Below are 25,977 nucleotides of genomic sequence, written 5' to 3'. Positions count from 1 at the left end.
TTTAAAGGTATTGGAATTTATAATTTTTTAAATTTCATACCAATTTAACGGAGATGGCGTATTATGTCTGATATTATGCTTAAAATTAAAAATTCCAAAATTGAATTTCCAGATATAGAATTACTTAGCGGAGAAAAAATAGGTATTTATACAGAGAGAATTACTAACACAATTAATAATTTAATAAAAATAATTATTAAACCTAAAAAATATACTGACGAGTATATTCTGGAAGGAATGAATGCTGAAGAACTTTCATATTTTAGTAGAAGAATTTTTCATATTATTTCTCTGGAATTATGGAAAGAAAAAGATATACTTCAATTATTAAAAAATAAGCAAGACAGTAGAAAAATAACAATTATTTCTGTTGACAAAAAAGATTTAAAAATTGATACTATATCGGAAATATCCAGATACATAGAAAATAAATTGTCTGATGAAAATATTTTAATTATTACTAATTCCAAAGATTTATTGGAAGCAATTTGTGATAAAGTTATTGATGAAAATGGAAATCCTATAGATTTTGAAGATGGTATTTATATTAAAAGACTTGATAATTTAGAAACATTTAATAGTATAGAAGAAATTGATGGAAAATATATTCCTATAATTTTTAAAAAAAGAATATTGAATGTGAGGGAATAATGAAAACAAAAATAAGTATATTTATCTCTTTATTTTTATCGTTTATTATTTTTCTTTCACTATCACAAATGATGTTTAATTATATTTTTCAAAATGAGCCATATTTTTATTATGGCTCTTTTCCTATTGAAAATAAAAATTTGATGTTCTCAAAAACTTTTCCACAGCAAGCTAAAGCTGTTTTAGTTTTGGAAGATGATATTTTAAAAGTATATTTACCAAAAGATAATGAGTATTTTGATTTAATTCTAAAAGATATAAAATCATTTTTATATGATATCTCAATAAAACTTAATAAAATAGTAAAACCCTATTTTATAGAAAAAAAGAATTTAAAATTTCCAGATATATATGATTATTATATAAAAATATTAAGAAGTGTATTTTACTCTGTAATATTTTTTAGCGGATGGATGTTTTCGCTTTTTGACAAAAATAATTTAAAATTATTTTTTTTGCATTATTATAAAGAAATTTCTATAAGATTTTTAATTTTCTTATCTGCAATTATACTATATTTGATACCAATTTTTTTCTTTTTTTCTAATTATAATATATTTTTATCCAGTTTAATATATGCTTTAAGTGCTATATTCATAGTTTCTATATTTGAAAATATATATTTAAATCTATTTATGTATATTGTATTTGGAATAATTAATTTTGATAATATAATTATTTCAAATAAGATATATTTGATAATTTTATTTTTAACTCTTTTAATTAATTTCATTTTCAACTATATATCAATTTTTATAACCAGGGAGGCTGCCGAAATTGAACGAAATAAAAGAAAAGATTTTAGAGGAATTGAAAGAAAAATTAAATGACATTTCTAATATTCAGGAATTTCAGGTATTAAAATCTAGATTTTTAGGTAAAAAAGGTGAAATTTCAAACTTAATGAAACAAATATCTAAAATTGAAAAGGAGAAAAGAAAAGAATTCGGCGCTTTTGTAAATAGTATAAAAAAAGAGGCTGAAGAATTATTGAATAATGCATTTTTAGATTTAAAAAACAAAATAAAAGAAGAAGAAGAAATGAAAAATTGGGTAGATATTACATTACCAGGCGCTAAAAGAAAAATTGGATATGAACATATACTAAAGCAAACAATAAGGGAAATTTATGATATTTTCTCTGCAATGGGATATAAAATTGTAGAAGGACCTGAAATTGAAACAACATGGCATAATTTTGATGCATTGAATACGCCAGAATGGCACCCTGCAAGAGATATGCAGGATACCTTTTATATAGAGGACAATATAATTTTAAGAACACATACTTCTCCTGTTCAGGTTAGAACTATGTTATCTCAAAAACCACCATTAGCAATAATTTCTCCTGGAAGAGTTTATAGAAAAGATGAGCCTGATGCTACACATTCTCCGGCATTTAATCAGGTAGAAGGCTTATATATTGATAAAAATGTAACGGTAGGGCATTTAAAGGCTACATTAGAGAGATTTTTAACTATGTATTTTGGTGGTTCGAGAAAAGTATTATTAAGACCAAGTTATTTCCCTTTCGTAGAACCCGGATATGAAGTAGATGTGGATTGTATGTTCTGTGGAGGAAAAGGGTGTAATGTATGTAAAGGTACAGGCTGGATAGAAATTTTAGGAGCAGGACTTGTTCATCCAAATGTATTAAAAAATGTAGGTTATGATCCTGAACAATGGCAGGGATTTGCTTTTGGAACGGGAGTAGAAAGAATCGCAATGCTAAAACACGGAATTTCTGATATGAGAGAATTTTATAGAAATGATATGAGATTTTTAGGATTATAAGGAGGAATTTGCAGTGAAAATATCAAGAAATTGGCTTTCTGAATATATAGATTTAACGGTTGATACCAATGAACTGGTAGATAAAATCAAGTTACATTCTACAAATGTTGAAGGTGTTGAAACATTAGGTAACGGCATTAAAGGAGTAATTGTTGGAAAAGTTTTAGAAATTGAAAATCATCCAAATGCTGATAGAATAATAATTTGTAAAGTAGATGTTGGAGATAAATTATTGCAAATATTAACAGCTGATAAATCAGTAAAGGTAAATGATTTAGTACCTGTAGCTATAGATGGTGCTATACTGGCAGGAAATTTTAAAATTAAATCAAGGAAAATGAGAGGTATAATGTCTGAAGGGATGATGTGTTCTTTAGAAGAATTAGGTTTAGAAGAAAAATCTGAATATGTTTATAAAATACCTGAAAACATAGAACCGGGAACAGATTTTATAAATTATTTGAAATTAAAAGATGATATAATAGATATAGAAGTTTTTCCAAATAGACCAGATTTGTTGTCCTATTTTGGTGTTGCTAATGAATTTATAGCTATAAATGTAGCAAAAAATTTTGGATATCCAGAAATTTTAAATTTGGAAAAAGGGAATGGGTTTCCTGTACATATCGAATATGATGGATGTAAAAGGTATGCTGCATTAGTTATGGAAAATGTTGAAGTGAAACCATCACCCTCATGGCTGGTAAAAAAATTAACAACAGCTGGTATTAGAAGTATTAACAATATAGTTGATATAACCAATTATGTTTTGCTTGAAACAGGACATCCCGTACACGCATTTGATTTAGATTTAATAGGTGAAAAAATCATTGTTAGAAAAGCAAATAAAGGTGAAAAAATTATATTACTTGATGAAAAAGAATACGAAATGAATGGAACAGAAACTTTGATTACTGATGGTGAAAAAATATTGGCACTAGGTGGAATAATGGGAGGTCAAGATTCAGGTATTAATGAAAATACAAAAAGAATTTTATTGGAAGTTGCTTATTTTGATCCTGTAAATATAAGAAAAAGCGCAAGGTATCATAAAATATCATCTGATTCTTCGTATAGATTTGAAAGAGGCGTAGATACAAATGATACAGAATTTGTGATGGGACGATTAGCTTATCTAATTCAAAAATTAGCTAATGGGGAAGTAAAATCAGTTATGACAGATATATATCCTGAAAAAATAAATAAAAAGAAAGTATACATAAGAAAAAACTATCTTGAAGAAAGATTAGGGATTTCTATTGCTGATGAAGATATAAACAATATTTTGAATAGATTGGGATTTGATTCAGAAAAAGATAATAAAGGTTTTAATGTAACTATTCCAACAAAAAGACCTGATATTACAGAAGAAATAGACCTTGTTGAAGAAATAGGAAGAATTTATGGATACCACAATATTCCATCGCAACTACCAATTAATAATTTAGTTGGTGGAGTTTCAAATTATATACACTTCAGAGAAAAATTATCAGAAATAATGAGATTAAATGGTTTTAATGAAGCTTTCACATTCGCATTTATGGACAACTCAAGAATGTGGTTAAAAAAAGGAGAAGTATTTTTAAAAAATCCAATATCCTCAGAATTAGGAACTATGCGATCTTTACTCGTATATGGTATTTTAGAATCCGCATCTTACAATTTCAGAAACCAAAATAGAAATATTAAATTATTTGAAATAGGAAAAAACTTCTTAAAAGATGAAAGTAGCGAAACTGGTGTAAAAGAAGTTGAAAAACTGGCTTTTATTGCTATCGGAGAAGAAAATCCTTATGATTATACCGATAAAAGATATATTTCTTTTTATACATTTAAAGGTTCTCTGGATAATTTATTCGAATATTTTGGAATTGAAGCTGAATTTAAAAGAGAGAATATAGAAGGTTTGTCTTATTCACAAAGTGCAAATATTTATATTAAGGGTGAATATATTGGGTTTATTGGAAAAATTGACAACGATATAGCTAAAGATATATATGATATAAATCAACCTGTTTATATTTCAGAAATAGATATAGAAAAATTATATAAATTCAAACATATGAAAAAAAATAAGGTTGTATTAACTGAATATCCATCCATGCGAAGAGATTACTCAATATTAATTGACAATAAAATTACTTTTTTAGACATAAAAAATATTATATTAAAAACTGGAAAAAAATTAGTTGAGGAAATTAAAATTTTTGATATATATAAGGGGAAAAATATAGATGAAGGAAAATTAAGTTTAACAATAACTGTTACATACAGAGCTAAAGATAGAACTCTAACAGACGATGAAGTAAATGTAATTGCTAAAAAAACAATAGAGGAATTACATGATAAATTGAATATTCAAGTAAGAATTTAATATTAATATCTGGCATTTTTTCGACGATATATATTATGACCAGGATTATTTCGGAGGTGTAATTATGGATATAAATAAACTGAACAGCGTATATCAGCAATATGTAAAAAACGAAACGATAAAAAGAGAAAATAAAATAGGGAAAACCTCCAATGAAAGTAGAATAATAAAACAGGATAATTCTCCTGTAAAGGTATCAGTTGACGGCTCTTCAAAAAAATATATAGAAATGGCCAGGAATGATATCCCTGAAATAAGGGAAAACCTCGTGGATGAGTTGCGCCAGGCCATTGAGAAGGGATTATATAAAATAGACGCTGATAAAATAGCTGAAAAAATGCTTGGAGGGTACTAATATGCCAGATATTAATATAAAACAAATAATCCACGAGGAGTTGAATATCCTCGTGGATCTTTTTTATTTTATGGAAAAATTAAAAAATGGGATTTTAAATAATGAAGATGTTAAATCATTGAATTACCATTTATCTAAGATAAGCGAAAAGTCTCTGGAATTATCAAAATTAGAAAAACAAAGAATTAGAATATTTGAAGAAACATCAAAAATGTACAATTTAAAAAACACTTTAAATGCATTTATTGATTTTTTTTCTAAAACAGACAGAGAAGTATCAGATGAACTAAAGAAAATGTCTGAAATTCTTCTTGATATTTCCAGCACAAATGAAACGTTAAAAGAATTATTAAAGACCAAACTGGAATACAACGATATATTAATAAAATTATATAAAGAACCTAATAATATACCCGTTTATAACAAAAATGGTGGATATAAGAATCTAATACCAAATAGCGGGGCTAATTGGCAGGGTTGAGGTGGTTTTATGTCATTATTTAATACTTTACACACAGGAATGTCGGGAATTTTCTCAAATAAAAGAGCTATGAATGTTGTATCACAAAATATTGCCAACGTGAACAATCCTGACTACTCAAGAAGACAGGTTAATATTTCTACAAATACCACCATTAATTATGGTGGATTTGAGCTTGGAACAGGCTCTAAAATAGAATCAATAGAAAGAATACGGGATAAATTTCTTGATGTTCAATATAGAAAATACAATAGTGACTATGGATATTGGAAAACAATGAATTCAAATTTAAATTATATACAATCTCTTTATAACGAGCCTTCAGAAGATGGATTTAGAAAATCATTTGATGAATTCTGGGGATCAATTCATAAAATATTATCCGAACCAACAGTTCCGGAAAATAAAAGAGAACTTATATATAAAGCTCAGGAATTATCAAATAAAATGAATAGTTTATACTCAGATATAGAAAATATTCAACAAAATTTAAATAATGATATTAATACTATAACAAAAGAAATAAATTCAAAACTCAAAGAATTATCCAATTTAAATAGTCAAATAAAAGAATTAAAAGCACAAAATATAGAAGCTAATGATTTACTTGATAAAAGAGATAAATTGCTTGATGATTTATCAGAAAAGCTAAACTTTACCTTTAAAGAGAAAAAGGATGGACAAATAAATATTTTTCTAAAAAATCATGAAATACTGAATGGAAGTATATATAAAAAATTAAAAATTAAAGAAATTAACGATAAAAATTATATTTTTGTGGATAATGGGAAAATAGATGTAAAAAGCGGAACATTAGGAGCTACATTCGAATTAAGAGATAACGTTATAAACAGTCAATTAAATAGATTAAATGAATTAGCGGCAACTTTTTATGATACATTAAATCTAATACATGAAGAAGGTTATGATTTAACTGGAACAATAAAAGGTATGAATTTTTTTGAAGAAATACAATCAGGAAATCTTAGTACAGATAAATTAAGAAGAATAGCGGGAAATATTCTGTTAAGCGGAGAGCCTAAAAATTATGTTGATAGCTATATTAAATTTAATCAAAATACAATAAACAACATAAAGGTTAATTTCGATATTGGCTCTGGTGAGTTAATAAATATAGAAAATGGGTTTGAAGATAATACTGATTATACAGCTACAATAAATAGTGGAGAAACCCTTGATAGTTTAAATACCGGAAATAAATTCAGAGCCGATTTTAATTACAAATATAGCACTCAAAATGGTGGATTATTAACTTTTTCAAATGAAGGAGGAGCCTCTCTCGATAATAGGTTAATAATAGATTTTAATAGAAATGTTTTCAAACAACTGGGACTTCCGACGAAAGATATTGAAGCTTTAAAATGGACAGATATCCCAACATCAAATACTCAGGGAATAATGACATTTAAAGGACCGGGAAATTATTCTGAAACTCTTGATTTAACAGGCGTAACTTCATTAAACGATATAGCTCAAAGGATAAACACAGATTCTGATGGTGATGGTAATACTGATGGTGGATTAAAACTGGTAAGAGCTTTTGTTAGAAATAACGAATTATATATAGTACCAACAGATAAAGCTTATACAGATATGAAAAATGTGATTATAGACGATCCAAATGGAATGCTACATGAAATGAATTCCAATTCAGTTGATTTATCTGTACTGGATGCATCTCAAAATTCTCTTAAAAATTCATTTGGCTTATATGCATATAAAACAAAAAGTTTTGATTTATCCTCTTATCAACCGACAGATAATGTAAATATAACAATAAATTATAAAGATTCTACTCCACAATTCGCAACTACTATACAAAAAAACTCTTTAAACAATAGCACTATAGGCACAAATAATGAATTTCAGATAATACAAAATGGAGAAGAATTCGAAATATTACCTGGTGCTGATGGCAATACGTTTAGCTGGAACAACATTGATAGTATAGAAATAAAAATAGGTTCAAATTCAATAAAGTTAGAAAATTTCTATTATGACGAAAATTCTGCAGCAAATAAATTAGTATCTCAGGGATGGGCAACAGATACTCAAAGTGCTAAATTGACTCTAAAATCTGATAAAAATTTAAAATGGAGAATGAATTTTCTTGATTTTGGTTCTTTTATTTCTATTCAGGGAAAAAAGGTTCAAATAGATTTTCATAGAGACTCTTTACAGAGTTTAACAGAAAAAATAAACAATACAAATACAGGTGTTCTGGCATTTTATACACCGGGTGGAAGATTTGTTTTAAAAGCGGATAAAACACTTAATTATGATTTAAAAAATGCAGAAATTAAGGGTCCCGAAAGATTATTCGAATTGCTTGGATTATGGAAACATGAAAATTCACAGGATTATTCAGAAAACTTCACCTTACTAAACCCAGATTTCAGTACTAATACGCTTGAAGATAAATTAAAATACACGTCTAAATTCATTTTGGGCAATGGTGTGGATATGGCTAAAAACCTAAAGGTTAAAGATTATTTATTGAACAATCCTGATATGCTGGCTATGGATTTAGGTAAAAGAATAGATTCAGATAATGATGGTGATATCGATACCGTTATTCCATCAGGTGAGCATTCATCAACTCTCTGGGAAGATGGATATTTATTAAAAAGCGTAAAGATTTTTTCAGATGGAAGACATGATTTTGATGATTATATTTCAGATATGATAACAGATGTTGGATTATCAGGAGAAAAAGCTAAAAGAATGGAAATAAATAGCGATAGTTTAAGAACAGAATTTTTAAATCAACGTGAGAGCGTAAAAGGTGTTTCTCTGGATGAAGAAATGACAAATATGATAAAATATCAACAGGCTTTTAATGCTGCAGCTAAAGTAATTAATGTTGTTGACGGAATGCTAGACAGAATAATTAATGGATTGATGAGGTGATTTTATGAGAATTACTCAAAGCATGATAGCAAATAATGCTTTAAAAAATATAAGGAATTCTTATATAAGAAGAGAAGAATTAAGTGAGCAAATAAGTACAGGTAAAACTGTAAATAGACCATCCGATGATCCAACAAAAGCTGGAAAATCGAGTTATTTAATGAGTCGAAATAGATTACTAAATGAATACATAGATGATATAAAAAACACACGTTCAGTACTTGTTTATTACGATACAGCATTACAGGAAATGCAAAATGTCAATCATCGTATAAAAGAATTAACCGTTCAGGCTGCCAATGACACGCAAACTGTTGAAGATAGAAATCATATTGCTCTTGAATTAAAACAATTAAAAGAACATCTTTATAAACTCGCCAATACACAAATTGGAGGAAAGTATATTTTCGGTGGTGCAAAAACTAATGTTCCTCCTGTTAGAAAAGAAAATGAAAGTGTAGTCATTAATACTCCTCAGGAAGCGAATATAAGAGCCAAACTTCCTATTGAACATATAGACATAGAATATGGCGTAACAGTTTATGATGTTTTTAAAACAGATTCGGGTGAAACTGTATTTGGTATATTGGATAGACTTATAAATTCCGTAGAAAAAGGAAATAATGATGATATAGAACGCGATCTTGGATCACTTGATAATATACTGAATAAAGTAAATGCCAATCTTGCCAGAGTAGGAAGTGTTGATAATATGCTGGAATCTATGAAAAATAGATTTGAAAAGGTTGTAGACAACAATACAGATATTATAAACGAATTAATAGGAACAGATTTACCAAAAGCATTAAGTGATTTATCTCTGGAACAAACAACTTTGCAGGCAGCATTAAAAACAACTGCACAAATATTACCACAGTCCCTTGTGGACTTTATTAGATAGGGAGGAGATCAAAAGTGGCATTAAAAACATATAATACTCGAATTGGTGAAATTGAGGTAGAAGATGATGAAATCATTTATTTTGAAGATGGTATTCCCGGATTTGAAAATTTGAAAAAATTTGTTATATTTACCTTTCCAGAAACATATCCTATAATGTGGTTATTATCTTTAGAAGATGAACTTGTATCTTTTCCTATTATTGAACCTAAATTAATAAAAATAGACTATCAGGTTCAACTTCCTATTGAAATAGCTAAAAAATTAGATATAGAAAATATAAATGATGCCGCAGTTTTTGCAATAATGACAATACCTCATGAAAATCCGGAAAACGCTACTGTAAATCTAAAAGCACCTTTAATTATTTCTAAAAAAACAAATAAAGGAATACAATATATTTTAGACAATGAGGAATTATCTTTGAAACATGTTATACGAGATGAAATTATAATAAGTCAGCAAATTCTTGAAAGACAGATAAAAGAAGTTTCCAGAATATCTAAAAAAACAAAAAAATTCAATACCAAATTTGGTGAATTGGAAATTTCTGATGATGAAATAATCACCTTTGAAAATGGAATTCCAGGGTTTGAAAATTTAAAGGAGTTCTATGTTTATTTTTCAAAGGATACATTTCCTATACAATGGTTAATTTCATTGGAAAATCCTGATATAACCTTCCCTATAATAGATCCAATACTGGTTAGAGCGGATTATTCATTTGAATTATCAAAAGACTTAGTCGAATATTTAAATATAAATAATCCAGAAGATGTTAAAATCTTTTCAATAATGACAATTCCTCATGGAGACCCTGATAATATTACCGTAAATCTAAAAGCACCTATAGTAATATCTAAAGTAAACAACAAAGGTATTCAAATTATTTTGGATAACGAACTATATCATCTAAAACATAATGTAAAAGAAGAAATAGAAAGAAGCAATGAAATTATCAAAAAACAAGCACCTGATAATGAAAGGGGTGCATGATTATGTTAGTCTTATCAAGAAAAAATAATGAAGGTATTACTATAATGATAGAAGATAAAATTTTAAAGTTAAAGGTTTTATCCATCGAAGGATCGGTTATAAAATTGGGATTTGAAGGTCCAAAAGATTTCAAAATATATAGGGAAGAAGTATACAAAAGTATTATAGAAGAAAATATTTCAGCTACAAAGGTTAAAGATATTTCCCAGGTAAAGAAATTATTTGAAAAAAAATAGCCCTCAGGGCTATTTTTAATTAGATATTATAATTATTTTTAGTTATAAATATCTTTATTTATATTTACATTATTCTTTTTTTCAAAATTTTCAACTGCAAGTGGTTTTTGAAGATACAAAACTTTAAGATCTTCTGGTAAGACTGATAATTCTCTATTTTTTTCAATATAATTTACAAAAGATTTAGGAGATATATTCGCAATTTCTACCCGGTTATCCAGATTTAATTTTTCTTTGAAATATAAACTCTCTTCACCTAATAAAATTGTATCTTTTTTCAATAGAGCCGTTAAATCATCCAAATGAACAAGTTCTGGTCCAAAAGTACTTTTATTATTTTCAAATATATTTACATACGCAGCATCGACACGAGCCCTTTTTAAGATTGCTATCTGTTGAGATGAATTGTTATTCGTATTATAACTACTATACAGCAAATCTGTTGAAATAAGAGGAACAACCTTTTTCTTTTTCCTGAAGAGCAATCCCTGTATTGATGCTATTGAGATTCTTATACCTGTAAATGATCCTGGCCCTATTGTACAACCAAATAAATCTATATCATCTATGCATATATAATTTTCTTTTAAAACTGAATTTATCATTGAAATAATATAACTGCCGGAATTTTTTTCGAAATTTTCTTTATAATATATAGAATCATCTTTTTTCAATACAATCAAAACACCTTTATTGGAAGCATCTATACCTAATATATTCAAAATATCACCACCTGAAAGGAGAATAATGTATGCCAAATTTTAAAACACATATAATAACAGGAATTTTATTTTATCCAGTTTATTTTTTATTATATTCAGCAATTATGAATTTTTTTAACATTGATTTTTATCAAAACGATACATTAATTTTAACAGCATTTTTTTTCTTTGTATTAGGTTCAGATTTGCCCGATGTCGACCATAATATGTCGTTGATAAACAGAGTATTCAGAATATTGTTAATTGGAGCAGGAATTTATTCTATATTCAAGATAGAAAAATATTATAATTTTCTTTCCTTTCTTTCAATAAATATTTATTTAATAAAAACAATATATATTATAATAGGAATTATACTTGGATGGATTTTCGGTATTTTATTCAATCATATTACTAAACATAGAGGAAAATGGCATAGCCCATTTACTGGAATTTTGACCGGAATAATATTATATTTTCTTAAAACTTCAAATTATTATTCTGTTGATTATAAAACTTTATTCATTGCTTTATCTTTAACTACCGGATTTTTTATCCATCTGATTTTGGATTACTATTTTAAATCATGATTTTTTCTTTTGTTATGTGCTGTTTTATAAGCAATCATTGCTTTATCTATTTCATTTAACTCTTCTAAGATTCGGGCCATTAATATATAAGCTTTATAATCATCTGGATTTTTAATCAATAGTTTTTCAACCACTTTTAATGCAACTTTATACATTTTCAAATTCATATAAAATTCAACACTTTTATATGAAACAACATTATAGGGAATATATAATACAAGCAATATTATCAAAATAATAACTATAGCTGGATAAATAATAAAACCTTTACTTTCTCCCTTTTCAGCAGATGTCGCCTTACTCGAAGTAGAAATATCTGATGTCTTTTGCTCTTTTGTATTTTGTAAAGTTGAATTTAATATTATTTTTTTCAAACTTGCGAGTTCTTTACTTATATCAGACGGTGATTTTTCAATTAAATTATCTAATTTATCAGGAATATTTTTAAATATTATCTTATTTGAACTTTCAATTCTTATACGTATGGTTTTGATAACTCCTTCTAATAATGTATATAATGTATTTTTTTCTATATTCAAATTTACCGTTTGATCGACTATATCTAAAACATTTAATGTAAAATCTAACAATTCTTCTGGTGAAATTATATATATATTAGAAGACAGTTCCCCTATTTTTGTTTTTAAATCAAAATATTTTTTTAATAATGAATATGTTTGCAATTCATTTGCGCTTATTACCCCCTGTTCTTTCAAAAAACTCAATAGTTTAAATGCTCCCATATAATTGTTTTCGTCTAAAAAATATGTTGAATTATTCAATATATTGTTAATATCCCGAATTTTAGACTTTGGAACAAATTTAACTATAAAGTTTTCCATATCTTTATCTAAAAAAACTGGGGATTTTATTGATTTATCAACCAGAATTTGTAAAAAACCCTCATAAGAAAAAGGGGTTATATATTTCTCAAGACCTTCTAATTTATATAAATTCTTATAAGAATTTAACTCCATAATCCCTGTTTCTAAAGTTCTTTTAACAATTAAAGGTATTTGTGGAAAAATTTTTAGAATTAATCCCGTTTCATCTTCATTTAATATGTTATTGTATAAACCTAAAGAACCACAAAATTTATTAAAATTTTCTTGAATTAGTGCTTCAAAAAATGGAGCATTTTTATAATTTTTATAAAAATACTTTTTTGCAGATAAAACTTCTCCAAGCACACCAATAGCAGGGTCATCAGGGTTTTCTGCAATATATTTAATGAATTCACCCCATGCTTGATTTAAAGTATCTGGCATTTTTGAAAGATTTTTAATATCTTCAATAGAAATAGAAAAAAGTATAATCGATAACACTAGAAAAAAAGAAACAAAAGTTTTTTTCATTTTAGCCCCTTTCAAGTTCTGGTTTTATATAAATTTGCCAGAAAACCTTTATTATCATAGCTGTCGGTACAGCAATTAAGGCCCCTGTTAGGCTTATAATTGAACCCAATATTAATAATGAAAAAATAGTAATAACTGGATTAATTCGACCATAATCTTTCATTATTGAAATAAATATAATAAATGCTATACCATGTATAACAGACATTATAAGCAAAAATAATAACATAGTTGTTAATCCACTTGAAACTCCGACTATAATCATAGGAATAAATTCTAAAACAACGCCTATAACAGGAATAAAATTTGTAACAGCTGCCCAAAAACTCAGTAATAACTGATATTTAATCCCTAAAAAAGACATTGCTAAAAAGGCTGAAACACCAACAAAGGCTGAAGCTAATAGCGTAGCAACAACATAATGTTCAATCTGATTAAACGTTTCATTGTAAAACTCATTTGCTGTTTTTCTCAAAGATTTCGGATAAAGATACTGTAATTTTTCTTTAAATGACTCAAAATAAAAACTAAAATATATAGTTCCGATAGTTAAGAAAAACAAAAAAGTGAAAGCTCTTTGACCATATGTTGGAATCAATTCAATAAAATTAGATAATAACTCTATTAACTTAGGTTGTAGTGAATTCATAAAATTTTCTATATTATCAACAATATTTTCTGGTTGATTTTGCAACAATACTTTCCATTGCGCTTTTTGAAAAAAGTCATTTAAAAAAACGACAAAATTGCTAATTTCTTTAATTACTGTTGGTATTAACAACACAAGTAATAAATATAAAAAGAATAAAGAACTAATAAGCGCTAGAATATTTGCAATTTTCATTGGAATTTTCAAACGATTCAATCCCTTGGCTATAAGATTTATAGCCAGAACAAAACCTATAGTAAAGATTATAATTGCAAAAACATCTCTTGAAATGAACGCTATACTTATAAATATTATAAAATAAACCGCAGAAAATAAAGCACCTTTTAAATTAGGGCTTAATTTCATTTTAATCAACTCCATTAAGTTCAAAATATTTTCTTAATTCTTCAATTTCGTTCGTAACCCCAAGAGCTACTGTCAATTTTATTCTTGCTTTTTGTCCTGAAACTTCATTTCCGAGTATTGCGCCTTTATTTTTCAAATCAGCTCCTCCACCATGATACCCATATACGCCTAAAACTCTTCCTTTAAAACATCTTGAAACAACAATAACAGGTATCTTTTTTTCCTTAACCAGCCATTCTATTTTATCAGCAACTTTTGGAGGAACATTTCCTCTTCCAAAACCTTCAATAACTACTCCTTTAAACTCAAGATCAGGTAAAACTTTCAAAATTGCTCCATCATCACCTGTATACGTTTTAATTAAAGCAACTTTATCCTCCACATCATTGGCATCAATATGCATTCTTAAAAGTGATTCTCTATAAAATATTACAGCATCTTCGTCAACAATACCCAGAGGCCCATACCCTGGAGAGTCAAAGGTTGCCACATTACTTGTATAAGTTTTTGTTACTTCTCTGGCAGAATGAATTTCGTCATTTAAACACACAAGAACTCCTTTATTCATAGCTTTTTTAGATGATGCGACTCGCACAGAAGAAATTAAATTCGCTGGTCCATCTGTACTTGGTTCATTCCAATTTCTCATAGCAGCTGTTAATACAACAGGTTTCCTTTCATTCAAAACTAAATCTAAAAAATATGCGGTTTCTTCAAGAGTATCAGTTCCATGAGTTATAACAACACCATTAATATCTTTGCGAGAAATAACTTTTTTTATAAATTTTGAAAGTTCAAACATAATTTTTGGTGTCATATGCGGACTTGGTATATTGGTAAATTCAATTAATTCAGTTTCAGCAATCTTTTTTAATTCAGGGATTTCGTTTAAATGTTTATTTCTTTCTTCAGAAGGTATTACCCCCAATAAAGGGTCATGAACCATAGCAATAGTTCCACCGGTGGTTATTATCGCAACTTTCATGTTTAACCCCTTTCTTTTATTTTAATTTTTGCCACATAAAATGGTATTAATGTATCATCAGGATAAAAATAATATCCAAAACCATCATAATAATTTTTTATATTATATTTATTCAAATCAATTTCTTCAAAGCTTATATTCGAAAACTTTTCGAATATATATTTCATAATTTTCGTATTCTCTTCTATCGAAATTGTACATGTAGAATATACAATTTCTCCATTGTTTTTAATCAAGTTACTAATAGCATTTTCCAATAATTTTATCTGAACATCTGAATATTTAATAAAATCTTTATTTGTAATTCTATGAAAGACTTCAGGATGAATTGAAGCCGTCCCTAAAGAAGAACACGGTGCATCAATAAGTATTTTATCATATTTTTCTTCATTATATTCAATGCCGGATATTAATTTTGTTTTAATTATATTAATTCCCAATCTTTGAATATTTGCTTCAATAAGTTCCAGCCTATCAATATCGATATCTAAAGCTACAATCTCTCCTTTATTATCTATCAACTGTGCCAGTTCTGTTGTCTTTCCTCCAGGAGCCGCACACATGTCCAGGACAGCTTCACCTGGATGAGGGTTTAAAATTAATGGAATAATTTGAGAACTTTCATGCTGAATATAAAAATAACCCTTTAAATATTCTTTTGTACTTTCAATTGGAAATTTTGGATTTTCAATAATAACTCCAAAAGGAGAATGAATTGTTGGTTTAATGGAGTATTCTGATAAATTTTTTATAAGATCATCTCGAGAAATTTTTAATGTATTTGTCCTTAAGGTAAGTGGATTAATTGAATAACTTTTTTTCAAGAATGCGTTGACATAATCTTCCGGAAAGTGTTCGTTCATATAGTCATATATCCATTTTGGAATTGAAAATTCTATCCATGGAGGCAAAATATAATCATCTTTTTTCCTCATAAGATTTTTAAGCGTAGCATTAACCAATCCTCTAACTTTTCTATTTTTCGCAACTTTAACCGTTTCATTTACAGCAACATAAGGCTTAAAACCATTTAGAATTTGATATGCCCCTAATCTCAATATCCATTTAGAAGCAGGTGGAATATTTTTATAATTTTTAATCAGTTTTTTTAAATAAAAGTCTATTTTCACAAGATTCCTTATAGTTCCCCATACAAGATTTTTTAATAACGCCATATCCTGATTTGAATAAATTTTAGTAAAATAATCAAAAGATTTTTGTGGAATATAATGCTTTTTATCAAATTCACGCAATAATAAATACGCGTCTTTTCTGACCATAAAATCACCTCTTTTTGTTATTATATCAGAGGTATATTACAGAATAAACAATTTCAAATTCAAATGTTTTTTCAAGTAATTATAATTTTATCGGAATAAATAGGAAATAATAATAACGAATCANNCATGCAATGGTTTCGCTCAAAAAAACGTCCTGTTTTTTTGACAGCTCACGCAAATATTTAACTCGGGAATTTTCAAGCCTTTTCTCAGATTATAATTCGTTATTATTATTAATCATATATAATTTATAATACATAAAATTTACAAACAATTATAAATAATTTTTATGACTATCATATTTTTTTAGAACTAATAACAAAATATTTCAAAAAATAATATGAGAGAAAGCTTGAAATTTCCTGAAAAAATTTTGAATGTTGCCGGTCAAAATCACATGGATGTGATTTTGAGCAAAGCCGAGCATGGATGCGAGTCTGAGCGACCGGCGAGAATGAAAAATTTTGAAGATTAGAAATTTCACCGCTTGAACGATATATTATTTTGAGAAATATTTTGTACCTAATAATTGACTCCAAAGTTTTTTATTATAATTTTATCAGATAAGTAAATGATCGTCTGAACGAGATCAATACTTGCAAATTTTATATTTATAACTTCGATAAAATTTTATTATATAATTCCTCAATCTTTTAAAATTTCCTTTAATTCATCAAGTGTATAAACTTTTGGAGGTTCTATACCATTAAAATATGAAGAATATTCAACTGTATATGCACCTGAATTTATAAAATAAACAATATCATTATAATCAATATCTGATGGCAATAATGTATCCTCATAAATTGTGTCCACACTATCACATGTTGGCCCTGCTATTGTAAAAACATCTTTATTACCATGATTTTTACCTTCAACCTGAATTTCATACTGAAAATTTTCTATAGTTTCCATCAATCCATGAAATACACCAACATCTAAATATATCCATTTTTTACTTCCTTTTCTGCTTTTTAATATAACTCTTGAAACTAAAATTCCTGCATCTCCCACCATAGATCTTCCCGGTTCAGAAACTATCATTAAATTCTTGTGTTTCCATAAATATTCCCTTATGGAGTCTTCAACAACCTCTCCAATTTCTTCAACTGTTGGAATTGGTTTTGTATGTTTAACAGGTATTCCTCCACCTAAATTTAGCATTTTTAATTCAATTCCATTTTTCAAAAGTTTATTAAAAACAACACTCGACTCTAAAATAGCTTCTTGCCATTTATATTTATTATAAGATTGAGAACCAACATGAAAACTTACTCCAAAGGGCTTTAATCCATGTCTATTTGCCCAATTTAAAATAGAAATAACATGATCTATATCCGTTCCAAACTTTCCGGACAATGGCCAATCACTATCAGAAGAACTTGTTGCAATCCTTGCGTATACTTTTGAGCCCGGAGCATTTCTTGCAACCTTTTCTACCTCCATTTCACTATCAACAGAAAAATATTCAATTCCAACTTCCCATGCATAAGCTATATCTTTTTCTTTTTTTATTGGATTTCCAAAACTCATTTTTTTTGGCGATATTCCAAGAGATAATAACTTATTAATTTCTCCAACTGATGCAACATCAAAAGAAGAACCTAAATCCCTTAAAACTTTTAATATTTCAATATGAGAATTTGCTTTAACCGCATAAAATATTTCCACATTTTTCATTGAATCTTTTAATCTTAAATAATTTTTTTTAACCTGTTCTATATCCAATACTAAAAATGGAGTCTCTAATTTTTTAGCAGCTTTTCTAACTAAATCAGTAACTTTCATGTCTCTCCCTCCCTACAATTTTATAATATTGAAAAAATGATAAATCATTAATGTTACTATTACTAACATTATTGTTTAACAAAAAAAGCATTTTATATTAAAATAGAAAAACTAAATAAAATTAGGGATGGTCTCCATCCCTAAAGTGTATCGATATCAATTTCAAATTTTTTTACAAGTTTTTTTGTAAGATCATATTCAGATTGTGAAAGTTCACCAATAAATACATCTTCATTAAATTCCTTTCCAAAACCGTATTTTAATGCTTCAGCTAGTTCTTCAAAAGAAATTTCTTTATTTAAAATACTTTTTATATCAATGACTTTTTTTTCCAGGTGATTATATAATTTTTCTTTCTTTTCCTGAGATAATTTAAATGAATTTACATAATTTTTCAATGGAAAACTTAATGGTATAGAACCATGTTGTAAAATATAATTTTCATTTCTATATTGTGCACTACCGATAAACTTTTTTTTATCAACTGTAATTTCATATATAGATGGTGCATCATAACATGCTGGAGTATTAAGATGCTTGTTTTTATTTTTTTCAACATCACAATGTATTTTCAAAATTTCTAAACTTTTCCTCAAAGCTTCAGCAATTACTTTATAGCTTCCAACTACATTATCTGGAAGCAACGGATGTTTGGTAGCCGCTGAAAAAAGATATGTTATTTCTTTATTATGTAAAACTGCCCTTCCGCCTGTTGGCCTTCTGACAATATCTATATTGTTATTTCTCAAATAATCTATATCTATATCCTCTATTTTTTGAAACCTTCCAAGCGATAAAGTTGGTAATGTCCAACCATATAATCTTATCGTTGTTGGTTGTATTCCCTTTCCTACATGTTTAGCAATAGAAAGGTCACATGCCATATTCCATGACCCCATATGATATGTATCGACAATAAGCCTTATCATCAAATACCTCCCAAAGGTTTTTTTAGCGCCATACCAATTTTTCTTGGAAAAATAGACGGAGTTTCCCCAGTTTTTTTCAATATAATAAATACTCTATCTTTTTCAAAAAGTCTGTAATAATGTTCCTCTACAATATCAAAATATATTTTTTCAGCAGCTTTTATTAAATATTTCCTTTCTTCAGATATATATGTTGGACCTTTATACAGAAATAAAAGTCCATCTGTTTTTAATAACGGTGCCGCATATTCTAATAAAACATCACTTCTTGAAACTGCTTTAGCGGTAATATAATCAAAAGAAGATAAATTATTCTTTGAAAAAATTTCTACTCTTTCACTTATAGCATTAACGTTTTCTAAATCCAATTCGTTTATAAAAAATTTTACACCTTTTATTTTTTTTTCTATACTATCCAAAAGTGTAAAATTAATTTTTGGATACATTATTGATAGTGGGATCCCTGGAATTCCACCTCCTGTCCCAATATCTAAAAATTTATAATTATCTTTTAATTTAACAAATTTAATAAAAGGATATAGACTATCTAAAATTAGGGATTTAAAAGCTATCTCAAAATCTTTTATTGCAGTAAGATTAACAGGGTAATTTATTATTAAATCAATAAACTTTTTCAGCTTATTATATGAATTTTCGTTCAAAGAAATTTCATATTCTTTAAAAAGTCTCAATAAAAATTTCATTGACAAGTACCTCCTAATGTGGTATAATACTTCTCGGAGACGTAGCCTAATTGGCTAAGGCGTCGGTCTTGAAAACCGATGGGGTTGACGCCCCGTGTGGGTTCGAGTCCCACCGTCTCCGCCAATATTAAACCGCCCAATTTTGTTGGGCGGTTTTTGGTTATTTTACAGATCCAAATCTATTATACGGCCATATTCTTAAAAAAGGTCTTCCTATTATATTTTCTTCTGGAACTATTCCAAAATATCTGCTATCAAAACTTTCAGTTGTATTATCTCCCATGAAAAAATAAAATCCATCAGGAAGATTAATTTTTACTCTGCCTTTTTCTTCAACAAAAACTTTATTTAAATCCAATTTAGATAAAACAGATTCATAATATTTTGTATAATCCAGTGTTTTGTTGTAATATCTAAAAGCACCAAGGTCAAACATAGGTTTTCTTATTTCGCTATAAGCTCTATATATATCGCTACTATATTTTTCTGGATATGCCATAAATTTATAATAGTCTTTTGAAGCAAAAATCCCATCAATATAATAATATCTATTTTCAAATCCTTCTGGTATCTTACCATTTACATATAATTGAGCTACAGAATTTTTTACACTTGATGGAACATTTTCCACACCATTATAATAATCTATGATTTTCTTTAACCAATATGGTGGTGTAAAATCTTTATCTGATTTTAATTTTTCCCATATTTTACTATCTGGCACTAATTCTAATGTATCTCCAGGAACACCAACTAATCTTTTTACATACTTCACATGACCATCAAATTTCTTCGGAGCAAATAAATCCATAAATTTATCAAATGCACCAAGTTGCTTTTGAGCACTTTTGTCAACAAAAGGTGTCCAAAAGACTATAATATCGCCTAATTTTGGCTTGCTATAATCATATGTTATTTTTTCGATAAACAAACGATCCAACACCTGTATGGTTGGTACCATAGAAGGTGTTGGAACCATCATTGTTTCAAAAACAAATAATCTTATTATTGTTCCAAAAATCACCGCATAAACAAGAGCATTAATCCATTCATACGTTTCTTTTTTTATTTTAGATTTAAGACTCAAGCTCAGTCCCTTCTCTCCTTAATCTTAATCTTACCTCTAATGTTTCTTAAGTAGTAAAGTTTTGCTCTTCTTACTTTACCTTTTCTTACAACCTGTATTTTTTCAATCGATGGTGAGTGCAATGGGAATATTCTTTCTACTCCTACACCATTTGCACCAATTCTTCTAACTGTAAATGTTTTTCCTAATCCGCCACCTCTTATTTTTATAACAATACCTTCATAGGCCTGTACTCTTTCTCTACCACCTTCAACAACCTTTACATATACTTTTACTGTATCACCAGGTCTGAATTCTGGAATATCTTCTCGTATATATTCTTTTTCAATGGCTCTAATATATTGATCCATGTTAAACCCTCCTTGAGAATATTTTATATTAATTAATTTTCTCCAAAAAGCCTATCCAACGCAATCGCAACCGCAGCTCTAACTGATAAATGGTTAAATTGCGCATTTCCTCTAATAGGTTCTAATTCATAATCACAAATTTCCCTTATTTCTTCTGGCATTCCCCAACCTGTTCCAAATAAAATTAAATGTGGTTCATCATTTTCAACAATAATTTTATTAATCTCCGAAAAACTCAGAGTTCTTTCTCTGATTTTCGCAGAAGTAAATATTAACTTCGGTTTTTTCCCTTCATTTTTCTCAATATCTTCAATAACATCTTCCAGATACGGTTTTAATTTTGCAATAGATAACGCATCATATCTATTTGGATTATACTCTTTCCCAAAACCTTCTGTCCAATATTTTAAAACATTTTTTACTATTTGCTGCTGGGCTGGAAGATTAGAAACTATATAATAATTCTTGATATTATATGTTCTTGATGAACGAGCAATATCATGAATATCCAAATTTGTTATTGCAGTTGAAATAATTTGCCCTTCTCTTCCTAATATTGGGTAGTGTATCAATGCTATATAAACATTATTTCTCATCTAAAATCAGCTCCCTGATTATATTAACAATCACCTTTTTATCAAATTCATCTAACTCATGTTTAATAAATAAATCCGGACGTTTTAAAATTGTTCGCATTATACTTTCTCTCCTACGATACTCATCTATCTTTTTATGATTTCCACTTAATAAAACATCCGGAACCTTCATTCCTTTAAATTCTCTTGGCTTGGTATAATGTGGATGATCCAATAATTGATTATAAAATGAGTCATTTTTTACACTATTAATATCTCCCACTACTCCAGGAACAAATCTTGATATTGCATCTATCATTAACATAGCAGGCAATTCTCCACCTGTAACAACAAAATCACCTATAGAAAACTCTTCATCAACAAGCTTCATAACTCGTTCATCAATACCTTCATATCTTCCGCAAAAAAATACTAAATTTTCTTTTTTTGCAAGCCTTTCCGCATCTGACGAATCAAATTTTTTCCCTTGTGGTGATGTTAATATCACATATGGTTTTTTCCCTTTCTCTTTCAGATACTCATCATAAAATTCATAAAAAGGTTCTACCTTCATAACCATCCCTGGGCCACCGCCATATGCATATAAATCTGTAACTCGGTGTTTATCTTTTGTATAGTCTCTCAAATTATGTGCATTAAACAATATAATTTTTTCTTTAATTGCTCTGGATAATACCCCAAATTTTGTTATGGCTTCAAACATTTCAGGAAATATTGTAACGACATCAATCTCTATCTTCGATATCATCATTATACCATTCCAATCTTTTTACAATAATATCATCAGCATTTTTATCGAATTTAACCACATTCTCTTTTATTAATGGATAAAGAATTTCTTCTTTTTCAAATTTATTTATTTCATTTTCAATGACTATCACATCATTTGCACCGGTTTCTAAAATATCAATTATTTTTCCAATATATGCACCATCATCATAAAAAACTTTTTTATTTAACAATTGAAAATAATAAAATTCTGTTTCTTCAAGATCTGGCAAATCTTTCTCAGAAATATAGATTATAAAATCTTTATATCTTTGAGCAGAAGATATATTTTCAACACCGTAAATTTTCACAATATAGACCTTATTTGCTTTTCTTATTGATTCCAATTTTGCATATAAGAAACGTTTTGTTTTTGGGTTATAAAGCAAAACATCACTTAAATTTTCAAAAATTCTTTGCTCACTAGTATAAGGAAAAAGTTTAAGTTCTCCATTCAAACCATGTGTATTGGAAATTTTTCCAATAGCTATCTTATCCTTCAAGAGGTCGTCTAACCTCTTCATTTTATCACCTTATTACCTTTAAAAGAAATTTAGTACTTTCATCTTTCTTAGCTGCTGTTAATAGAGTATTTATAGACTTTATAGTTCTTCCATCTTTTCCAATAATTTGTCCCACATCGTGTGGATCTACATGGATTTCAAAAACTATTTCATTATCATTTTTATATTCCACTATATTTACTAACTCCGGATTTTTAACAATTCCTTTAATTATATTTTCTAATAATTTCTTCATTTACATGCCTCCTGGCATTACGCTTTCTTTTCAAATTTTATTTCATGAACTCTTTTCATAACTCCAGCTTTTGATAAAATATCTCTTGCTGTATCAGTAGGTTGAGCACCTTTTAAAATCCATTCAACTGCTTTTTCAACATTTACCTGAAAAGTATCATTTTCTCTTAGCGGATCATAAAAACCCAACGATTCTATATACTTTCCACTTCTTTTTTCTCTTGAATCAACAACCACAATCCTATAAAAGGGTCTATGCCTTCTTCCCATTCTGTTTAATCTTATTTTTACCATACTAATAATACACCTCCTAAGAATTTTAGTTTATATTTAATATTTTTATTAAAATCCAAATGGCATTTTTCCGAATAAAGACTTTTTATTTTTCATTTTCTTTACCTGTTTCATCATTTTTTTCATTTGCTCGTATGATTTTATCAATTTATTTATATCCTGCAATGTCGTTCCACTACCTTTTGAAATCCTTTGTTTTCTTGAATAATTTAATATTCTCGGCTTTCGCCTTTCCTCTTTTGTCATCGAATTAATTATAGCTTCTATTTTTTTCAATTCTGCTTCACTTTTGTTTACATCTATTCCATCTTTTGGAACACCAGGTATCATTTCTAGTATTTTAGACAGTGGTCCTAATTTCCTAATTTGCTGTATTTGCTCTAAAAAGTCGTTAAAATCAAATTTACCTTCTAAAAACTTATTAGCAGATTCTTCTGCCTTTTCTTTATCTATTTCACTCTCAACTTTTTCAATAAGAGATAACACATCTCCCATACCCAAAATTCTACTTGCGTATCTTTCAGGATAAAATAACTCAAGATCATCAACTTTTTCACCAATACCTACAAATTTAATGGGTTTTTGAGTAATTTGTCTAATTGAAATTATTACACCACCACGTGCGTCACCATCAAGTTTTGTAACTATGAACCCATCTAATTCCAGTCTATTATTAAATTCTTTCGCAGAATTTACTGCATCCTGACCTATCATTGCATCAACAACCATAAGAATCTCTTCTGGTTGCGCTATTCTTTTTATTTCCTCAAGTTCTTTCATCATTTGATCATCTATATGTAATCTACCAGCAGTATCTAAAATAACTATATCATGCACCAATTTTTCTGCATAATCCATTGCTTCCTTTACTATATTTACAGCATTTTTTCTGTCCCCTGTAAAAACTGGAACTCCTATTTGTTCCCCTAATTGAACAAGTTGATCAATTGCCGCTGGTCTATATGTATCTGCCGCAACTAACAAAGGAGCTTTTCCTTGTTTTTTAAAATACTTTGCCAATTTTGCTGCATGAGTAGTTTTACCGCTTCCCTGAAGACCTACCAACATTATATATCCAGGTCTTTTAGAAATATTTAATTTCGTTTTTTCATTTCCACCCATTAATTCTATTAATTCGTCTCTAACTATTCTAATAAATTCCTGATCAGGCGTTAAACTTTCTAAAACTTCTTTTCCAAGCGCCTTTTCTCTAACTTTTTCTATAAATTCCTTAACAACTTTATAATTAACATCAGCTTCTAATAAAGACATTTTTACTGCTCTAACAGCATCTTTGATATTTTTTTCTGATAATTTACCCTGCCCTTTTAACGACTTAAACGCTTTCGATAGCTTTTTTTGAAGATTGTCAAACATGTGCACACCTCCGGTGAGGATTAAAAATTTTTATTTTAAAAACAAAATAACTGCAGATTATAGCTTTTCTATTCGCTACAATCTGTACTTGAGCTTGGTCTATTCTATATTTAATGAATTAACATAAGGATACACAAGTTTAGTATACTATAAAAAACCTATTTTTTCATGAATTATATTGAACAAAATGTGAGAAGGTGGAAAATTTAAAGTTACAATTTGATTACTGTAATAGAAAGAAAAATTTAATTCATTCTCAAAGAAGATTTTACAATTATTCTTAGATAATTAGTTTAGTAAAAAACAAAAATTTAAAAAATATTATTATTACATTTATGATATCGAAAATGAAAAAATTATTTATTCAGATTTTGATGATTCTGAAAATGCTATGGAAAATTATAGAAATATTAATCCTATAATATTTAAATACCATTAAAATTAAAAACTCCCAGAACGGGAGTTTTAGTTTATTTCCTCAATATACTTCGCTTCTTTTCCAACAAAAACAATTATATACTTTTTCATCGTTTCATTTTTTGAGTTTAATTCATATGATTTCTTGTATTTTTCTATTTGTTCTTTTGCCTGTTTTATTTTCCTTTTTAATTTTTCTTCTGTGTATCCTTTTTGTTTTATGTATTTTACTTCTATTATCGCTTCATATGGCACTTCTTCGTAT

Annotated in this window: 28 protein-coding genes and 1 tRNA gene; 12 read left to right on the top strand and 17 right to left on the bottom strand. The window is 27.9% G+C overall.

Features of this window, described 5'->3' with window-relative positions; all coding sequences use genetic code 11:
- The first annotated feature begins 63 nt into the window (after positions 1-63).
- From X274_RS07140 to X274_RS07090, 10 genes are all read left to right on the top strand, one after another.
- Positions 64-651 carry a hypothetical protein gene (locus X274_RS07140; protein WP_047266138.1) on the top strand — a complete coding sequence of 196 codons (588 nt, stop codon included), beginning with the start codon at positions 64-66 and terminating at the stop codon, positions 649-651.
- A complete protein-coding gene (locus X274_RS07135) occupies positions 651-1,481 on the top strand; it encodes a hypothetical protein (RefSeq protein ID WP_047266137.1) in 831 nt (276 codons plus the stop codon). Before X274_RS07140 ends, X274_RS07135 begins: the two co-directional genes overlap by 1 nt.
- On the top strand, positions 1,429-2,445 hold the full coding sequence (pheS, locus tag X274_RS07130; protein WP_156166160.1) for a phenylalanine--tRNA ligase subunit alpha: 1,017 nt from the start codon (positions 1,429-1,431) through the stop codon (positions 2,443-2,445). Before X274_RS07135 ends, pheS begins: the two co-directional genes overlap by 53 nt.
- Before the next feature lie 13 nt (positions 2,446-2,458).
- The gene (gene pheT, locus X274_RS07125) at positions 2,459-4,819 is read left to right on the top strand and encodes a phenylalanine--tRNA ligase subunit beta (RefSeq protein ID WP_047266136.1); all 2,361 of its coding nucleotides are present in this window, start codon (positions 2,459-2,461) and stop codon (positions 4,817-4,819) included.
- Positions 4,820-4,883: 64 nt separating this feature from the next.
- A complete protein-coding gene (flgM, locus tag X274_RS07120; protein WP_052913232.1) occupies positions 4,884-5,174 on the top strand; it encodes a flagellar biosynthesis anti-sigma factor FlgM in 291 nt (96 codons plus the stop codon).
- Between the two features lies 1 nt (position 5,175).
- Complete coding sequence (gene flgN / locus X274_RS07115) at positions 5,176-5,655, top strand: flagellar export chaperone FlgN (RefSeq protein ID WP_047266135.1); 480 nt, start codon at positions 5,176-5,178, stop codon at positions 5,653-5,655.
- A 9-nt stretch (positions 5,656-5,664) separates the two neighbouring features.
- Positions 5,665-8,586 carry a flagellar hook-associated protein FlgK gene (gene flgK / locus X274_RS07110; RefSeq protein ID WP_047266134.1) on the top strand — a complete coding sequence of 974 codons (2,922 nt, stop codon included), beginning with the start codon at positions 5,665-5,667 and terminating at the stop codon, positions 8,584-8,586.
- A gap of 4 nt (positions 8,587-8,590) precedes the next feature.
- Complete coding sequence (gene flgL / locus X274_RS07105; RefSeq protein WP_047266133.1) at positions 8,591-9,487, top strand: flagellar hook-associated protein FlgL; 897 nt, start codon at positions 8,591-8,593, stop codon at positions 9,485-9,487.
- A gap of 14 nt (positions 9,488-9,501) precedes the next feature.
- Positions 9,502-10,482, top strand: a complete 981-nt coding sequence (gene fliW, locus X274_RS12165) for a flagellar assembly protein FliW (protein WP_197073333.1) — start codon at positions 9,502-9,504, stop codon at positions 10,480-10,482.
- Between the two features lie 2 nt (positions 10,483-10,484).
- Positions 10,485-10,718 (top strand): carbon storage regulator, encoded by a 234-nt coding sequence (locus X274_RS07090; RefSeq protein ID WP_047266132.1) that lies wholly within the window; start codon positions 10,485-10,487, stop codon positions 10,716-10,718.
- 38 nt (positions 10,719-10,756) lie between these two features.
- Here X274_RS07090 and tsaB read toward each other — a convergent pair whose 3' ends face one another.
- On the bottom strand, positions 10,757-11,440 hold the full coding sequence (tsaB, locus tag X274_RS07085; protein ID WP_047266131.1) for a tRNA (adenosine(37)-N6)-threonylcarbamoyltransferase complex dimerization subunit type 1 TsaB: 684 nt from the start codon (positions 11,438-11,440) through the stop codon (positions 10,757-10,759).
- Between the two features lie 29 nt (positions 11,441-11,469).
- On the opposite strand from tsaB, the gene X274_RS07080 reads away from it, so the two are divergent.
- A complete protein-coding gene (locus X274_RS07080) occupies positions 11,470-12,009 on the top strand; it encodes a metal-dependent hydrolase (protein ID WP_047266130.1) in 540 nt (179 codons plus the stop codon).
- Here X274_RS07080 and X274_RS07075 read toward each other — a convergent pair.
- The 7 genes from X274_RS07075 to rsmG all read right to left on the bottom strand — a co-directional run bounded on the left by X274_RS07075 (position 11,994) and on the right by rsmG (position 20,065).
- Positions 11,994-13,364, bottom strand: coding sequence for a tetratricopeptide repeat protein (locus tag X274_RS07075; RefSeq protein ID WP_047266129.1), 1,371 nt, complete (start codon positions 13,362-13,364; stop codon positions 11,994-11,996). The genes X274_RS07080 and X274_RS07075 overlap by 16 nt on opposite strands.
- 1 nt (position 13,365) lies before the next feature.
- Positions 13,366-14,379, bottom strand: coding sequence for an AI-2E family transporter (locus X274_RS07070; RefSeq protein ID WP_047266128.1), 1,014 nt, complete (start codon positions 14,377-14,379; stop codon positions 13,366-13,368).
- Position 14,380: 1 nt separating this feature from the next.
- Entirely contained in the window at positions 14,381-15,364 is a 984-nt protein-coding gene (locus tag X274_RS07065; RefSeq protein WP_047266127.1) for an asparaginase, read from the bottom strand.
- A gap of 2 nt (positions 15,365-15,366) precedes the next feature.
- Positions 15,367-16,644 carry a transcription antitermination factor NusB gene (locus X274_RS07060; protein ID WP_047266126.1) on the bottom strand — a complete coding sequence of 426 codons (1,278 nt, stop codon included), beginning with the start codon at positions 16,642-16,644 and terminating at the stop codon, positions 15,367-15,369.
- A gap of 645 nt (positions 16,645-17,289) precedes the next feature.
- Complete coding sequence (locus tag X274_RS07055) at positions 17,290-18,432, bottom strand: type III PLP-dependent enzyme (protein ID WP_047266125.1); 1,143 nt, start codon at positions 18,430-18,432, stop codon at positions 17,290-17,292.
- A gap of 140 nt (positions 18,433-18,572) precedes the next feature.
- Complete coding sequence (locus X274_RS07050; RefSeq protein WP_047266124.1) at positions 18,573-19,361, bottom strand: lipoate--protein ligase family protein; 789 nt, start codon at positions 19,359-19,361, stop codon at positions 18,573-18,575.
- On the bottom strand, positions 19,361-20,065 hold the full coding sequence (gene rsmG, locus X274_RS07045) for a 16S rRNA (guanine(527)-N(7))-methyltransferase RsmG (protein ID WP_047266123.1): 705 nt from the start codon (positions 20,063-20,065) through the stop codon (positions 19,361-19,363). The genes X274_RS07050 and rsmG overlap by 1 nt, the downstream gene beginning before the upstream one ends.
- Positions 20,066-20,100: 35 nt before the next feature.
- Between rsmG and X274_RS07040 the strand changes: the two genes are divergently transcribed.
- Positions 20,101-20,189 (top strand) — tRNA-Ser (locus X274_RS07040).
- A gap of 36 nt (positions 20,190-20,225) precedes the next feature.
- Here the strand turns inward: X274_RS07040 and lepB are convergent.
- The 9 genes from lepB to X274_RS06995 all read right to left on the bottom strand — a co-directional run.
- Positions 20,226-21,158: a signal peptidase I gene (gene lepB / locus X274_RS07035; RefSeq protein ID WP_156166158.1), complete on the bottom strand. Its 933-nt coding sequence runs from the start codon at positions 21,156-21,158 to the stop codon at positions 20,226-20,228.
- Positions 21,155-21,502, bottom strand: coding sequence for a 50S ribosomal protein L19 (rplS, locus tag X274_RS07030; protein ID WP_047266121.1), 348 nt, complete (start codon positions 21,500-21,502; stop codon positions 21,155-21,157). The genes lepB and rplS overlap by 4 nt, the downstream gene beginning before the upstream one ends.
- Positions 21,503-21,534: 32 nt before the next feature.
- A complete protein-coding gene (locus tag X274_RS07025; protein ID WP_047266120.1) occupies positions 21,535-22,098 on the bottom strand; it encodes an RNA methyltransferase in 564 nt (187 codons plus the stop codon).
- Positions 22,088-22,834 (bottom strand): tRNA (guanosine(37)-N1)-methyltransferase TrmD, encoded by a 747-nt coding sequence (gene trmD / locus X274_RS07020; RefSeq protein ID WP_047266196.1) that lies wholly within the window; start codon positions 22,832-22,834, stop codon positions 22,088-22,090. The genes X274_RS07025 and trmD overlap by 11 nt, the downstream gene beginning before the upstream one ends.
- The gene (rimM, locus tag X274_RS07015; protein ID WP_047266119.1) at positions 22,824-23,390 is read right to left on the bottom strand and encodes a ribosome maturation factor RimM; all 567 of its coding nucleotides are present in this window, start codon (positions 23,388-23,390) and stop codon (positions 22,824-22,826) included. The genes trmD and rimM overlap by 11 nt, the downstream gene beginning before the upstream one ends.
- A gap of 4 nt (positions 23,391-23,394) precedes the next feature.
- Complete coding sequence (locus X274_RS07010; RefSeq protein WP_047266118.1) at positions 23,395-23,625, bottom strand: KH domain-containing protein; 231 nt, start codon at positions 23,623-23,625, stop codon at positions 23,395-23,397.
- Between the two features lie 17 nt (positions 23,626-23,642).
- The gene (rpsP, locus tag X274_RS07005) at positions 23,643-23,918 is read right to left on the bottom strand and encodes a 30S ribosomal protein S16 (protein ID WP_047266117.1); all 276 of its coding nucleotides are present in this window, start codon (positions 23,916-23,918) and stop codon (positions 23,643-23,645) included.
- Positions 23,919-23,966: 48 nt separating this feature from the next.
- Positions 23,967-25,295: a signal recognition particle protein gene (gene ffh, locus X274_RS07000; RefSeq protein ID WP_047266116.1), complete on the bottom strand. Its 1,329-nt coding sequence runs from the start codon at positions 25,293-25,295 to the stop codon at positions 23,967-23,969.
- A 465-nt stretch (positions 25,296-25,760) separates the two neighbouring features.
- Positions 25,761-25,977: PD-(D/E)XK nuclease domain-containing protein (locus X274_RS06995; RefSeq protein WP_047266115.1), on the bottom strand; the 217-nt coding region annotated here is incomplete at its 5' end.

It is taken from the genome of Marinitoga sp. 1155 (assembly GCF_001021175.1).
In the GTDB taxonomy this organism is placed as follows: Bacteria; Thermotogota; Thermotogae; order Petrotogales; family Petrotogaceae; genus Marinitoga.
This window is presented reverse-complemented; position numbering and strand designations above follow the sequence as displayed.

Bases quoted from the DNA above. Each gene is read 5' to 3' on its own strand.
- X274_RS07025 (WP_047266120.1), bottom strand. From the start codon at position 22,098: ATGAGAAATAATGTTTATATAGCATTGATACACTACCCAATATTAGGA.
- X274_RS07135 (WP_047266137.1), top strand. From the start codon at position 651: ATGAAAACAAAAATAAGTATATTTATCTCTTTATTTTTATCGTTTATT.
- ffh (WP_047266116.1), bottom strand. From the start codon at position 25,295: ATGTTTGACAATCTTCAAAAAAAGCTATCGAAAGCGTTTAAGTCGTTA.
- flgK (WP_047266134.1), top strand. From the start codon at position 5,665: ATGTCATTATTTAATACTTTACACACAGGAATGTCGGGAATTTTCTCA.
- flgN (WP_047266135.1), top strand. From the start codon at position 5,176: ATGCCAGATATTAATATAAAACAAATAATCCACGAGGAGTTGAATATC.
- X274_RS07090 (WP_047266132.1), top strand. From the start codon at position 10,485: ATGTTAGTCTTATCAAGAAAAAATAATGAAGGTATTACTATAATGATA.
- X274_RS07140 (WP_047266138.1), top strand. From the start codon at position 64: ATGTCTGATATTATGCTTAAAATTAAAAATTCCAAAATTGAATTTCCA.
- X274_RS07075 (WP_047266129.1), bottom strand. From the start codon at position 13,364: ATGAAAAAAACTTTTGTTTCTTTTTTTCTAGTGTTATCGATTATACTT.
- flgL (WP_047266133.1), top strand. From the start codon at position 8,591: ATGAGAATTACTCAAAGCATGATAGCAAATAATGCTTTAAAAAATATA.
- X274_RS07050 (WP_047266124.1), bottom strand. From the start codon at position 19,361: ATGATAAGGCTTATTGTCGATACATATCATATGGGGTCATGGAATATG.
- X274_RS07070 (WP_047266128.1), bottom strand. From the start codon at position 14,379: ATGAAATTAAGCCCTAATTTAAAAGGTGCTTTATTTTCTGCGGTTTAT.
- rsmG (WP_047266123.1), bottom strand. From the start codon at position 20,065: ATGAAATTTTTATTGAGACTTTTTAAAGAATATGAAATTTCTTTGAAC.
- X274_RS07010 (WP_047266118.1), bottom strand. From the start codon at position 23,625: ATGAAGAAATTATTAGAAAATATAATTAAAGGAATTGTTAAAAATCCG.
- rpsP (WP_047266117.1), bottom strand. From the start codon at position 23,918: ATGGTAAAAATAAGATTAAACAGAATGGGAAGAAGGCATAGACCCTTT.
- X274_RS07060 (WP_047266126.1), bottom strand. From the start codon at position 16,644: ATGGTCAGAAAAGACGCGTATTTATTATTGCGTGAATTTGATAAAAAG.
- X274_RS07065 (WP_047266127.1), bottom strand. From the start codon at position 15,364: ATGAAAGTTGCGATAATAACCACCGGTGGAACTATTGCTATGGTTCAT.
- X274_RS07055 (WP_047266125.1), bottom strand. From the start codon at position 18,432: ATGAAAGTTACTGATTTAGTTAGAAAAGCTGCTAAAAAATTAGAGACT.
- rimM (WP_047266119.1), bottom strand. From the start codon at position 23,390: ATGAAGAGGTTAGACGACCTCTTGAAGGATAAGATAGCTATTGGAAAA.
- rplS (WP_047266121.1), bottom strand. From the start codon at position 21,502: ATGGATCAATATATTAGAGCCATTGAAAAAGAATATATACGAGAAGAT.
- flgM (WP_052913232.1), top strand. From the start codon at position 4,884: ATGGATATAAATAAACTGAACAGCGTATATCAGCAATATGTAAAAAAC.
- X274_RS07080 (WP_047266130.1), top strand. From the start codon at position 11,470: ATGCCAAATTTTAAAACACATATAATAACAGGAATTTTATTTTATCCA.